This window comes from Rubrivivax albus, assembly GCF_004016515.1.
Lineage (GTDB): Bacteria > Pseudomonadota > Gammaproteobacteria > Burkholderiales > Burkholderiaceae_C > Rubrivivax > Rubrivivax albus.
The window spans coordinates 843,354-855,860 of the sequence record NZ_SACT01000001.1 but is presented as its reverse complement, the minus strand read 5'-3'; the positions used below and the strand labels follow the sequence as shown (position 1 = coordinate 855,860).

Here is a 12,507-nt window from a genome sequence, read left to right as displayed (position 1 = left end):
ACTGCCCTCCGGGCGCTTCAGCGCACCGTGAGCCCCGGCGCCCCCGCGACCACCTCGCCGATCTCGGCTGCGGCGTCGAAGCCGTGGCGTCGGAACACGTCCATCACCGCACCGACGCTGCCCGCGTCGCAGGACACCAGCAAGCCGCCGCTGGTCTGCGGGTCGGTCAGCAGGGCGCGGTCCTCGGCGGCAAAGCCGGCGGGCAAGGCCACGTCGGCACCGTAGCCCGCCCAGTTGCGGCCGGAGGCACCGGTGACGAAGCCCTGGGCCACCATCTCGCGCACGCCGGGCAGCAGCGGCACGCGCGCCCAGTCGATCACCGCCTGCGCCTTCGCGCCGCGCGCCAGTTCCAGGCCGTGGCCGGCGAGGCCGAAGCCGGTGACGTCGGTGATGGCGTGCACGCCGTCGAGCATCGCCAGTTCCGGCCCCGGCGTGTTCAGCCGCGTGGTGCTGGCGATCATCTGCTCGTAGCCGGCGGGCGAGAGCTGCTCCTTCTTCAGCGCGGCGCTCAGCACGCCCACGCCCAGCGGCTTGCCCAGGATCAGCCGGTCGCCGGCACGCGCATCGGCGTTCTTCTTCACCCGCTTCGGGTGGACCAGGCCCAGCGCCACCAGGCCGTAGATGGCCTCGACCGAGTCGATGGTGTGGCCGCCGGCGATGGGGATGCCGGCGGCGCGGCAGACGGCGTTGCCGCCTTCCAGGATGCGGCCGATGGTCTGCGTGGACAGCACGTTGATCGGCATGCCCACCAGTGCCAGCGCCATGATCGGCGTGCCGCCCATGGCGTAGACGTCGCTGATCGCGTTGGTGGCGGCGATGCGTCCGAAGTCGAACGGGTCATCGACGATGGGCATGAAGAAGTCGGTGGTGGCGATCAGCGCCTGCTCGTCGTTGAGCTGGTAGACGGCGGCGTCGTCGGCCGTCTCGATGCCCACCAGCAGCTGCGGCGGCACCGGCATGCCAGTGGTGCCCTTGAGGATCTCGCTGAGCACGCCGGGCGCGATCTTGCAGCCGCAGCCGCCCCCATGCGACAGCGAGGTCAGGCGGGGTTCGGCAGGGGTCTCGGGCTTGTTCATGGTCGGGCCTCCAGGGCTTGGCGCAGGGTCTCGCGCAGGGTGTGTCGTTCCGTCGCAGGGTCGAACAGCGGTGCCCGTTCGTCGCACTGCACCGCCAAAGCTTTCAGCATAGCCGGCTCGTCGCGGGCGCGCTGCAGCAGGGTCGCGAGTGCCGTGGCATCGCCGGGGGGGAAATAGCCGCCATAGTCGGCGCCCAGCATGCCCACGTTGCCCGGGATGCGCGACGCCAGCACCGGGGTGCCGCGGCGCACGGCCTCCAGCACCACGTGGGCGCCGCCTTCCATGCGGCTCGTGTGCACCAGCACGTGGGCCTGGCGGATGCGGCGCAGGGTCTCGCCGTGCGGCCGTGCACCCAGCCATCGGTAGTGCGGGTGCGCGGCGGCGCAGGCCTGGGCCGCGGATCCCAGTGCAGGATCCAGCGGCGCGCCGATGTGATCGATCAGGATGTCGGCACGGTCGTGCAGCCGCGCCGCGGCGGCCCACAGCGTCTGCGGCCACTTCTCGTCGCGCAGGTGGCCCACCATCAGCGCGCGCAGGTGGCGGTCGGTCTTCGGCAGCGTTGCCCGCGCCGGCGTGGACTGGAAGCACACCACGGCCTTGCCGCGCACGGCCGCCGGCAGGTCCCGCGGCGCCAGCTCGTGCAGCACGATCAGCCGCCAGGCCAGGGCCAGCGACCGCTGCGCGTCGGCGTCGACGGCGATGTCGCGGTAGAGGTCGGTGCCGGTCAGCGCCACCACCAGCGGCCGCGCCGGGCAGGCCTGTGCGAAGGCGTGGATCGACGGCGCCGACCGGCGCGCGTGCAGCGCCAGCATCACGTCGGCGGGTGCGCCGTCCCAGGCGGAGCAAAGCCGCACCCGATAATCCTCGGCAAGAAAGTGCGCCCAACGCCGCGCCGTCTGCCAGTTGCCGTTGTTGGCACTGGCCAGGGCCGGCGTCACCAGACAGAGGATCGGTTTCATGATCGGAGCAGACATTGTCCGCTGACCTGGCCCCCGGTGCCGCGCTGCGCCAGGCGGGAGCGGCCCGGCTGGCGGTCGCCCTGGAGGCCACACGGGCGCACACGCTGGCGCTGTTCGACACCTGGCGCACGCTGCTGCCAGCCTCGATGGAGATCCGCTACGCACCGGAGCTGAACCCACCACGATGGGAACTCGGCCACGTGGCCTGGTTCGAGGAGCGCTGGCTGGCGCGCAACCCCGAGCGGCTGCGCGGCGCGGCAGCGGATCCGCAGGTGGGCCTGTGCGTGTCGGTGCTGCCGCAGGCCGACGCGCTGTACGACAGCAGCGCCATCTCGCACACCCGCCGCTGGCACCTGGACCTGCCGGATCCGGCACGCACGCTGCGCTACGCGGCCCAGGTGCGCGAACGCACGCTCGCCCTGCTGGCCACGGTGCCGGACGACGACGACGCGCTGTTCTTCTTCCGCTGGGCGCTGGCGCACGAGGCGATGCACGCCGAGGCCACGGTCTACATGGCCCAGCACCTGGCCCTGCCCATCGACACCGCCCTGCCGCGTCGAGGGCCGGCAGCAGGCCCCGCGGGCGAACTGACCTGCGCCGGCGGCGAGATGGTGCTCGGCCACGCCGGCCCGGGCTTCCATTTCGACAACGAGGGCGGCCACCTGCCTGTGACGCTGGCGCCCCACGCCATCGACCGCAGCCCGGTGACCTGGGCGCGCTTCCGCCCCTTCATCGACGCCGGCGGCTACGACGACGCGCAGTGGTGGACCGACGACGGCTGGGCCTGGCGCCAGCGGCACAGCACCGGCCGGCCGCGCCACCTGGTGCATGAGGACGGCACCTGGCAGCGCGCCGCCTTCGGCACCTGGGTGCCGATGACCGACGACGAACCGGTGATGCACCTGACCCGCCACGAGGCCGAGGCCTGGTGCCACTGGGCCGGCCGCCGCCTGCCGACGGAAGCCGAATGGCAGTGGGCGGCGCTGAACGCCGGCGGGTTCGCCTGGGGCGAGGTCTGGGAGTGGACCGCCTCCGCGTTCGAACCCTGGCCCGGCTTCGTGGCCCACCCCTACCGCGACTATTCGCAGCCCTGGTTCGACGGCCGCCCGGTGCTGCGCGGCGCCAGTTTCGCCACGCTGGACTGCATGCGCCACCCGCACTACCGAAACTACTTCCCGGCCGACCGCAACGACCTGTTCGCCGGCTTCAGGTCCTGCGCGGCCTGACCTCGGGTGCCGCCGACACGGCTGGCGGTGCCGCCACGGCGGCCTCGGGCGGCAGGCGTCGTGGCCCCTGCACGATGACGCCCTTCTTCGGGCTCGTCTGGCCGTAGCGCAGCACCACGGCCGCACGCGGCACGTCGAAGGCCTCGGCCAGGAAGGCGAGCAAACGCGCCGTGGCCTTGCCGTCCTCCGGCGCGGCGGCAATCTGCACCTGCAGCCGTCCGCCCTGCACGCGGCCGAAGCCATCGCGACGCGCGCCAGGCTTGCCCTGCAGTTCCAGCCACAGGTCCGCGCCCTGCCAGCGGTAATGCAGTCCGGTGCCCTCCTCGCCCGTCACGCCTGCGCGGCGAACACGTGGAACCAGCCGCGGTCGTCACTCCAACGCCGGGCCCGCCGGAACCCGGCATCGTGCAACAGCGCCTCGAAGTCGCCGGGCAGGTACTTGCACGAGTTCTCGGTGTGCACGCGCTCGCCGGCCGCGAAACGACGCTCGCCGCCAGGCCAGCACACCGTCTGCGCCTCACGCGCCTCGAGGTGCATCTCGATACGCGAGGCCGCCGCGTCGAAGAAGGCCACATGCCGCCATCGGCGCGGGTCGAAGTCGCTGCCGATCAGCGCGTTGACGTGGCGCAGCAGGTTCAGGTTGAACGCGGCGGTGACGCCCAACGGGTCGTCGTAGGCCGCCTCCAGCACGGCCGTGTCCTTCACGCCGTCGACGCCGATGAGCAGCGCGCCACCGTCGCAGGCTGCGTGCATGCGCCGCAGCAGGGCCAGCGCCTCGTCGGGCGTGAAGTTGCCGATGCTCGACCCCGGGTAGAACAGCGTGCGCGGGGCGGGCATGACGGCGTCCGGCAGGTCCAGCGCGGCGGAGAAGTCGAGCCCGAGCCCCAGCATCGGCAATGCGGGGTGACGCTGCTGCAGTGCCGTCAACGCGTCGCGCAGGAAGTCCACCGAGATGTCGACGGCCACGTACTGCGACGGTGCCAGCGCCGGGAACAGCGACGCCGCCTTGGCGCAGTTGCCCGCCCCGAGATCCACCAGCGGCCGGCCGGTGCCGCAGGCCCGGGCCATGTCACCGGCATGCGCGGCGAACAGTGCCGCCTCGGTGCGTGTGGGGTAGTACTCGTCGAGCGCGGTGATGGCGTCGAACAGGCGCGAGCCGAGCAGGTCGTAGAAGAACTTGGGGGCCACACGGGCGGGCGATGACGCCAGCCCGCGCAGCAGTTCCTGGCGCACGGCCGCCGCATCGGCGACGAAGCGCTGGACAAAAGCCGGTTCCCGCATGCGTCCGACTCTAGCAGCGCCGGACGACGCTTCGCTCGATCGGCTGTAATGTCGGGGGTCTTGCGGCCGACCACGCCGCCTGAACCCATCCCACCACGAGGAGCCCCGCGATGATTTCCCTGTCTTCTTCCCGCACGCGCCGCGCGCTGATGGCCTGCGCGCTGCTCGCCTTCGGCACGCTGAGCCACGCGCAGCAGGTGTTCCGCGTCACCGCCATTCCCGACGAGTCGCCCACCGAACTGGCACGCAAGGCCGGCCCGCTGGTGAAGTACCTGGAATCCAAGCTGGGCATGAAGGTGGAGTACACGCCGGTCACCGACTACGCCGCGGCTGTCGAGACCCTGGTCAACCGCAAGGTGGACATGGCGTGGTTCGGCGGCTTCACCTTCGTGCAGTCGTCGGTGCGCTCCGGCGGCAAGACCATCCCGATCGTGCAGCGGGCCGAGGACGAGAAGTTCCGATCCGTCTTCATCACCACCGACCCTGCCATCCAGACCCTGGCCGACCTGAAGGGCAAGGACGTCAGCTTCGGCTCGCAGAGCAGCACCTCGGGCCACCTGATGCCGCGCAGCTTCCTGCTCGAGGCCGGCGTCAACCCGGACAAGGACTTCCGCCGCGTGGCCTTCAGCGGGGCCCACGACGCCACCATCGCCGCCGTGGCCTCGGGGAAGGTGCAGGCCGGGGCGCTGAACATCTCCGTGTGGGAGAAGTTCGTCGCCGACAAGAAGGTCGACACCAGCAAGGTGCGCGCCTTCTACACCACGCCGCCCTACTACGACTACAACTGGACGGTGCATGCCGACATGCCGGCGGCCACGCGAGAGAAGCTCACCGCCGCCCTGCTGGCCCTGGACCCGGCCACGCCCGAAGGCGCCGAGATCCTGAAGCTGCAGCGCGCCAGCAAGTTCGTGCCGAGCAAGGCGGAGAACTACAAGGGCATCGAGGCCGCCGCCAAGAACGCCGGCCTGCTCTGACGCCCCCCGTGGAACTGGCGCTGGACGCCGTCGAGGCGCGGCACCCGGCGGCGCGGCCCGGCCATGCGCCGGCGCTGCGCGGCCTGACGCTGCGCCTGGGCGCCGGTGAGGCGGCCGCCGTCATCGGCCCGTCGGGTGCCGGCAAGACCACGCTGCTGCACGTGGCCGCGGCGGCGCTGCCGCCTTCGGGGGGCACGCTGGCGCTGGGTGGCCAGGCGCCCTGGGCCCTGTCACCCCGTGCGCTGCGCGCGCTGCGCGGCCAGCTGTTCCTGGCGCCGCAGGTGCCGCCGCTGCCGCCGCGCCAGCGCGTGGTGACGGCGGTGCTGGCGGCGCGGCTGCCCAGCCTCGGCTTGGCGCGGAGCCTGCGTTCGTTGTTCTACCCGGACGACATCCCCGGCGCCTGGGCGGCGCTGGAGCGTTTCGACCTCGGCGACAAGCTGTTCGAGCGCGTGGACCGGCTGTCCGGCGGCGAGCGCCAGCGCGTGGGCCTGGCCCGCGCGCTGCTGTCGCCGGCCTCGCTGTGGCTGGTCGACGAGCCGCTGTCGGCCCTGGACCCCACGCGCGCCGCGCAGGCGGTGTCGGCGCTGGTCGACGGCGCACGCGAGCGCGGCGCCACGCTGCTGGCCACGCTGCACCAGGTGGACGTGGCGCTGGCGCACTTCCCGCGCATCATCGGCCTGCGCGACGGCGCCCTGGCCTTCGACCTGCCGGCCGCCCAGGTCACGCCCGAGCGGCTGCGCGCGCTCTACGCGCAGCACGAGCACGAACTGCTGGGCGCCCCGCCGGTGGCGGAGGCACCCGCGGCCACGGCCGCACCCGCCGTGATGCACTGCCGGTGAGCAGCGCCGCCCTGCCTTCGCCCGCGCGGCCTTCACCCGCGCAGCGCGACCCGGCCTGGCCGGCCCGCGTGGGCTGGCTGCTGTTCGCGCTGGTGCTGCTGTGGCCGGCCCTGGTGGCCACGGAGTTCAAGCCCTGGGTGCTGTGGGCGCCGGAGAACGCCGAGCCCACCTGGCGCTTCCTGTCGGCCTTCGTGCCGCCGGCACACGACGCCGAGTTCCTGGCCCTGGTGGCCAGGGAGACCTGGCGCACGGTGGCCATCGCCACCGCCGGCATCACGCTGGCGCTGGTCATCGCGGTGCCGATGACGCTGCTGTCCACGCGCACGCTGTCGATCTCGGCGCTGTCCGGGCGCATGGCACGCGGCCCGTTCTGGGCCCGCCAGGGCGTGCGCTGGGCGCTGATCCTGCTGCGCTCGGTGCCGGAACTGGTGTGGGCCCTGGTCTTCGTGCGCGTGGTCGGCCTCGGGCCCACGTCGGGCGTGCTGGCCATTGCGCTCACCTACGGCGGCATGCTGGGCAAGGTCTACGGCGAGATCCTGGAGTCGGGCGACGACCATGCCTCGGCCACGCTGCTGCGCCAGGGCAGTTCGCGGCTGCAGGCCTTCTTCTACGCCGTGCTGCCGGGCAATGCGGCGGAACTGACCAGCTACACCGTCTACCGTTGGGAATGCGCCATCCGCTCGTCGGTGGTGCTGGGCTTCGTCGGCGCGGGCGGCCTGGGGCAGATGATGGACACGTCGATGAAGATGTTCGCTGGCGGCGAGGTGGCCACCATGCTGCTGGTCTTCATCGCCCTGGTGGCGCTGGCCGACCGCGCCAGCGCCTTCCTGCGCCGGAGCCTGGGGTGAACAGGCCCACCGCCGCCAACGCGCCCTGGCGCATGCCGCCGCGGCTGTTCGACGCGCGCTGCCGCGCCTGCTGGTTCACGCTGGGCATCGTGGTGCTGGTGGTGGCCAGCTTCTGGAGCCTGGACCTGCAGTGGGCCGCCTTCCTGTCGGCCGACGCGCTGCGCAGCATGGGTCGCTTCATCGGCGAGTTCTTCCCGCCGGACACCTCGCCGGAGTTCCTGCGCAAGGTGGCGGTGGCCAGTGCCGAGACCTTGGCGATGTCGGCGCTGGGCACGCTGCTGGCGGCCGCCGGCGGCCTGCTGCTGGCCCTGCCGGGCAGCCGCCTGCATGCAGCCGACCACGCGCGCGGCCGCACGCCCACGCGCTGGCTGCTCAACGCGCTGCGCTCGATCCCGGAGCTGGTGTGGGCCGCGCTGCTGCTCATCAGCGCCGGGCTGGGCCCCTTCGCCGGCACGCTGGCGCTGGCCCTGCACACCACCGGCGTGCTGGGCCGGCTGTTCGCCGAGGCGATCGAGAACACGCCCACCGGCCCGGGCGACGCGCTGCGCGCCAGTGGCGTGCCCACCGGACGCGTCTTCCTCTACGCCACCTTGCCGCAGGTGCTGCCGCAGCTGCTGAGCTACACGCTCTACCGCTGGGAGAACAACATCCGCGCCGCCGCCGTGCTGGGCGTGGTGGGCGCCGGCGGCCTGGGCCAACTGCTGGCCTTTCACATGGGCCTGTTCCACATGGGCAAGACCTGCACCATCGTGGCGGCCATGCTGCTGCTGGTGGCCTTCGTCGACTCGCTGAGCCTTGTCACGCGCCGGCTGATGACGCGCTGAACGACGATCACGCCCCGCCGCGTCGACCCACGCACCATGGGTCGCATTTTTGATAATGCTCTATCATTCGCATGAAACACAAGCTCGGAGTCCTTCATGCGTTTCACCACATCGATCCACACGCACCGCCTTGCCCCTCTGGCCGCTGTCGCCACCGGCGCGTTGCTGGTGCTGTTCAGCGCTCGCCCCGCCGCGGCGCAGGACTGGCAGCTCGGCGCCGTGCTCGATGTGGCCGCCAGCTCGCGCGCGCTCGCGCTCGGCCAGCGCGAGCAGGGCCTGGCCCTGGGCCACAGCGACGTCACCGCGCGCGGTGGCCTCGGGTCACTCTTCGGCGCGCAGGTCACCGTGGCCGCGCACCAGCATGACGGCAAGGTCGAGGCCGAGCTGGAGGAAGCCTGGCTGGAGACACGAACGCTGCCCTTCGGCCTGCAGGCGCGCTTCGGGCGCTTCGCGTCGCAGATCGGCGCCATCAATGCCCAGCACCCGCACGCCGACGACTTCGTCGAGCGTCCGCTGCTCTACCGCGCCTTCCTGGGCAGCCACTGGTTCGACGATGGCCTGCGCCTGAACTGGACGGCGCCGACGCCCATCTACCTGATGCTCGGTGCCGAGGTGTTCCGCGGCCGGCAGCTGATTCCCGAAGCCGAGTCGTCGCGCAGCCCGGGCGCGATCGCGCTGAGCCTGAAGACCGGCGCCGACATCGGCCGCTCGCACAGCTGGCAGGTCGGCGCCGCGTGGGTGGACAACCGACGGGTGGCGGCGCACGACCACGAGGAAGAACACGAAGAAGAACACGGCGAAGAAGAGCACGAGGAACACGAGGAGGAAGGCCATGACCACCACGACCATGCCCATGGCGCCGAGTACAGCGGCGGGCGCATGTGGCTGCTGGACGCCACCTGGAAGTGGGCGCCCGACGGCAACAACCGCGAACGCCAGCTGCGCGTGACCGCCGAGTTCGCCCGCATCACCGACCTCGGTGAACACGCCACCGGCGGCGACCGCCACCAGGCGGCCGCGCTGTCGGTGGTCTGGCGCTTCGACCCGGCGTGGGAGGTCGGCGTGCGCACCGACTGGCTGCGGGTGCGCATGCCGCACGAGGACCACTTTCACGACGGCCGCCTGCGCGAACACGCCGTGATGCTGGCCTGGAAGCCCACGCATGGCCAGACGCTGCGCCTGCAGGCCACCACCCAGCGCAACGCCGAAGGCATCGAGGACGCGCAGCGCCGCAGCGTGCAACTGCAGTACGTGCTCAGCTTCGGGGCCCACGGTGCGCACACGTTCTGAGCTGCTGCGGCGCGCCGCGGTCGCCATTGGCCTGCTGGCCTTCGCCGTCCTGCCGGCCCACGCGCTCACGGTCTTCGCCTGCGAACCGGAGTGGGCTGCGCTGACGCGCGCGCTGTGGCCGCAGGACGCAACGCTGCGCCTGCACGTGGCCACCCACGTCGCGCAGGACCCGCACCACATCGAGGCCCGGCCGGCGCTGATCGCCCAGCTGCGTTCGGCCGACCTGGCGGTGTGCACCGGCGCCGGGCTGGAAGCGGGCTGGCTGCCGGCGCTGCAGCAGCGCGCCGGCAACGCACGTGTGCAGGACGGTGCGCCGGGCATGTTCTATGCCACCACCCACGTGCCCCTGCTGGACCCGAAGCCAGGCGCCGGCGGCAACCCCTTCGCCGGCGACGTGCACGCCGAAGGCAACCCGCACCTGCACGCCGATCCGCGCCGGCTGCGCACCGTGGCGCAGGCCCTGGCACGCACGCTGCAGGCGGCCGCACCGGCACAGGCTGCTGCCATCGCTGCACGCGCCGACGCCTTCGACCGCGACTGGGCAACACGCACCACCGCCTGGAGCGAACGTGCCGCGCCGCTGCGTGGCGCCGTGGTGGCGGCGCAGCACAGCAGCTTCGGATACCTGTGGGACTGGCTCGGCCTGGTGCCGGTGGCCGACCTGGAACCCAAACCCGGCATGGCGCCCACGCCGGGCCACCTGCAGTCGCTGCTGGAACGCCTGCGCGCCGCGCCACCGATGGCCGTGGTGGTGGCCCGCCACCAGGACCCGCGTGCCGGCCGCTGGCTCAGCGGCCAGTTCGCGCAGGCGGGGACCGCCGTGCCGCTGCTGGTGCTGCCGGCCACCGTGCCCGATCCGGACGCGCCCGACGCGCTGGCCCGGTGGTTCGACGCGCTGCTGGCCGCGCTGCTGCAGGCGCGCAGCGACGGCGCCACGCGCTGATGCTCGACGCCCTCGTGCACGGCTGGTTCTTCTGGCCGGCGGCGGCGCTGGTGGCCGGCGTGCTGGCGCTCGCCCCGCTGGGCGCTCAGGTGCTGGCGCGCGGCGTGGTGTTCATCGACCTCGCGGTGGCGCAGGCCGCGGCGCTGGGCGTGATGATCGCCAACGCGCTGTTCGACCATCCCGGCCCGCTGCCTTCCCAGGCGGCGGCCACGGCCGGTGCGCTGCTGTGCGCCAGCCTGGTGGCCGGGCTCGCGCGGCGCTGGCCCGCGCAGCGCGAGGCGCTGATCGGCCTGGTCTACGTGGCCGGTGCCGCCGGTGCGCTGCTGGCCGCGCGCGCCGACGCCCACGGCCGCGAACACCTGGACGCCCTGCTGGCCGCCGACCTGCTGTGGGCCGAACCGGCGCAGGCGGCCGTGCTGGCCGCGTGCGCGCTGCTCGTGCTGGCACTGGCCGGCCTGCGGCCCGACGCACTGCGGCGCGACGCGCTGTTCTTCCCGCTGTTCGCCGTCGTCGCCAGCCTGGCGGTGCCGGCGCTGGGCCTGTTCCTGGTCTTCGCCGGCTTGATCGCGCCAGGCCTGTGGCTGCGGCGCGGCCTGCCGCTGCCGGCGGCGCTGGCGATCGCGCTGGGCGCGGGCTTCGCCGGGCTGGCGCTGTCGTGGTTCGCCGACCTGCCCAGCGGTCCGGCGGTGGCGCTGACGATGGCTGCGGCCGGGCTAGCGGCGGTGGCCTGGGCTGGCCGTCCGGTCAGTGCGACGCAGCAGACCCCGGCGGCTGGTCCACCGGCGCGGTGAACAGTTCGCCGACGTCCACCGCGTCGAACCGGTACTGCAGGCCGCAGAACTCGCAGCCCACCTCGACCTCGCCGCGCTCGGCGATCAGCGACTCGCTCTCCGCGCGGCCCAGGCCGTGCAGCATGCCGCGCACGCGTTCGCGCGAGCAGCGGCAGGCGAAGGCCGGCGCCAGGGGTTCGAAGCGGCGCAGGTCCTCCTCCCAGAAGAGGCGGTGCATCACCGTCTGCGCGTCCAGCGTCAGCAGTTCGTCGGCGGTCAGCGTGGCGGCCAGGTGGGCGATGCGGTTGAAGCCTTCGGACATGCCGATCAGGTCCTCGTCGGCCTGCGAACCCCGCGCGCCGAGGTTGCCCTCGCCCTCCACCGGCAGGCGCTGGATCAGCAGCCCCGCAGCCACCTCGTCGTTCGCCGCCAGCACCAGCCGCGTGTCGAGCTGCTCGCTCTGCAGCATGTAGTGCTCCAGCACCTCGGACAGCTGCTGCAGGGGTTCGCCCCGGTCACCGTGCAGCGCCACCACGCCCTGGTAGGGCTGCTGGCCGGGCTGCCGGTCGGCCGGGTCCAGCGTGATCGCACAGCGACCTCGGCCGTGCGGGTTGACCAGGGCCGCCAGCCGGGCATCGTCGGCCACCGGGCCGGTGACGCTGGCGGTCCCGCGGAAACGCAGGTTGGGTTGCACCTCGGCCACCGCCAGCGGCACCGGGCCGTCGCCCTGGATCTGCAGCACCAGCGCGCCGTCGAACTTGATGTTGGACTGCATCAGCACGCCGGCGGCACACATCTGGCCCACCAGCGAGGCCACCGGTGCCGGCCACGGTTCACGCGTGGCGCGGCGGCGCAGCACCTCCTGCCAGCCGTCCGTCAGGCGCACGAGCATGCCGCGCACCGGCAGGCCCTCGAACAGGAACTTGTGCAGTTCGGACATCAGTCGACCCGCTGGGCCTGGCGGTGCCGCGCCGCCTGCTGCACGTAGTGCTGCGCGCTCCACAGCAGGCGCTCGATCTGCTCGGGCTCGAGCATGCGCACCACCTTGGCCGGGCGGCCCATGATCAGCGCGCCGTCGGGAAACTCCTTGCCCTCGGTGACCAGCGAGCCGGCGCCCACCAGGCAGTGGCGGCCGATGCGCGCGCCGTTGAGCACGATGCTCTGGATGCCGATCAGCGTGCCGTTGCCGATGGTGCAGCCGTGCAGCATCACCTGGTGGCCCAGCGTGACGTCGTCGCCGATGGTCAGGCGGATGCCGTCGTCGGTGTGCAGCACGGCGGCGTCCTGCACGTTGCTGCGCGCGCCCAACGTGATCAGGTCGTTGTCGCCGCGCACGGTGGCGCCGTACCAGACGCTGCTGTCGGCGCCCAGCGCCACCTGGCCGATGACGCTGGCGCTGTGTGCCACCCAGGCTCCGGATTCGAGCCGGGGTTGATGTTCGCCCAGGCGGTAGATGGCCATCGCGGTCCCCCTGCGC

The 12,507-nt window shown here is 72.9% G+C and carries 14 protein-coding genes; 8 read left to right on the top strand and 6 right to left on the bottom strand.

The window, feature by feature from the left end:
- Window positions 1–17 precede the first annotated feature (17 nt).
- Window positions 18–1,076 carry a selenide, water dikinase SelD gene (selD, locus tag ENE75_RS04005; RefSeq protein ID WP_128195826.1) on the bottom strand — a complete coding sequence of 353 codons (1,059 nt, stop codon included), beginning with the start codon at window positions 1,074–1,076 and terminating at the stop codon, window positions 18–20.
- Window positions 1,073–2,035, bottom strand: coding sequence for a selenoneine biosynthesis selenosugar synthase SenB (gene senB, locus ENE75_RS04000; RefSeq protein ID WP_128195824.1), 963 nt, complete (start codon window positions 2,033–2,035; stop codon window positions 1,073–1,075). Before senB ends, selD begins: the two co-directional genes overlap by 4 nt.
- A 14-nt stretch (window positions 2,036–2,049) precedes the next feature.
- On the opposite strand from senB, the gene senA reads away from it, so the two are divergent.
- Window positions 2,050–3,261, top strand: coding sequence for a selenoneine synthase SenA (gene senA, locus ENE75_RS03995; protein WP_199232209.1), 1,212 nt, complete (start codon window positions 2,050–2,052; stop codon window positions 3,259–3,261).
- On the opposite strand, the gene ENE75_RS03990 is transcribed toward senA, so the two are convergent.
- On the bottom strand, window positions 3,242–3,595 hold the full coding sequence (locus ENE75_RS03990) for a DUF167 domain-containing protein (RefSeq protein ID WP_199232208.1): 354 nt from the start codon (window positions 3,593–3,595) through the stop codon (window positions 3,242–3,244). The two genes, senA and ENE75_RS03990, sit on opposite strands and share 20 nt — an antisense overlap.
- The gene (egtD, locus tag ENE75_RS03985; RefSeq protein ID WP_128195822.1) at window positions 3,592–4,542 is read right to left on the bottom strand and encodes an L-histidine N(alpha)-methyltransferase; all 951 of its coding nucleotides are present in this window, start codon (window positions 4,540–4,542) and stop codon (window positions 3,592–3,594) included. Before egtD ends, ENE75_RS03990 begins: the two co-directional genes overlap by 4 nt.
- 110 nt (window positions 4,543–4,652) lie before the next feature.
- On the opposite strand from egtD, the gene ENE75_RS03980 reads away from it, so the two are divergent.
- The 7 genes from ENE75_RS03980 (at window position 4,653) to ENE75_RS03950 (ending at window position 11,051) form a co-directional block, all read left to right on the top strand.
- Window positions 4,653–5,516 (top strand): putative selenate ABC transporter substrate-binding protein, encoded by an 864-nt coding sequence (locus ENE75_RS03980; RefSeq protein WP_128195820.1) that lies wholly within the window; start codon window positions 4,653–4,655, stop codon window positions 5,514–5,516.
- 8 nt (window positions 5,517–5,524) lie between these two features.
- Complete coding sequence (locus ENE75_RS03975; protein ID WP_128195818.1) at window positions 5,525–6,355, top strand: phosphonate ABC transporter ATP-binding protein; 831 nt, start codon at window positions 5,525–5,527, stop codon at window positions 6,353–6,355.
- The gene (locus tag ENE75_RS03970) at window positions 6,352–7,203 is read left to right on the top strand and encodes a PhnE/PtxC family ABC transporter permease (protein WP_128195816.1); all 852 of its coding nucleotides are present in this window, start codon (window positions 6,352–6,354) and stop codon (window positions 7,201–7,203) included. Before ENE75_RS03975 ends, ENE75_RS03970 begins: the two co-directional genes overlap by 4 nt.
- Window positions 7,204–7,235: 32 nt before the next feature.
- A complete protein-coding gene (phnE, locus tag ENE75_RS03965) occupies window positions 7,236–8,027 on the top strand; it encodes a phosphonate ABC transporter, permease protein PhnE (RefSeq protein ID WP_128196811.1) in 792 nt (263 codons plus the stop codon).
- A gap of 96 nt (window positions 8,028–8,123) precedes the next feature.
- Window positions 8,124–9,317, top strand: coding sequence for a hypothetical protein (locus tag ENE75_RS03960; protein ID WP_233258906.1), 1,194 nt, complete (start codon window positions 8,124–8,126; stop codon window positions 9,315–9,317).
- Window positions 9,301–10,260, top strand: a complete 960-nt coding sequence (locus ENE75_RS03955) for a metal ABC transporter solute-binding protein, Zn/Mn family (RefSeq protein WP_233258905.1) — start codon at window positions 9,301–9,303, stop codon at window positions 10,258–10,260. Before ENE75_RS03960 ends, ENE75_RS03955 begins: the two co-directional genes overlap by 17 nt.
- Window positions 10,260–11,051 (top strand): metal ABC transporter permease, encoded by a 792-nt coding sequence (locus ENE75_RS03950; RefSeq protein WP_128195814.1) that lies wholly within the window; start codon window positions 10,260–10,262, stop codon window positions 11,049–11,051. The genes ENE75_RS03955 and ENE75_RS03950 overlap by 1 nt, the downstream gene beginning before the upstream one ends.
- Here ENE75_RS03950 and hslO read toward each other — a convergent pair.
- Both hslO and ENE75_RS03940 read right to left on the bottom strand, forming a co-directional pair.
- Window positions 11,005–11,970, bottom strand: coding sequence for an Hsp33 family molecular chaperone HslO (gene hslO, locus ENE75_RS03945; protein WP_128195812.1), 966 nt, complete (start codon window positions 11,968–11,970; stop codon window positions 11,005–11,007). The two genes, ENE75_RS03950 and hslO, sit on opposite strands and share 47 nt — an antisense overlap.
- On the bottom strand, window positions 11,970–12,491 hold the full coding sequence (locus ENE75_RS03940) for a gamma carbonic anhydrase family protein (RefSeq protein WP_128195810.1): 522 nt from the start codon (window positions 12,489–12,491) through the stop codon (window positions 11,970–11,972). Before ENE75_RS03940 ends, hslO begins: the two co-directional genes overlap by 1 nt.
- Between the last annotated feature and the right edge of the window lie 16 nt (window positions 12,492–12,507).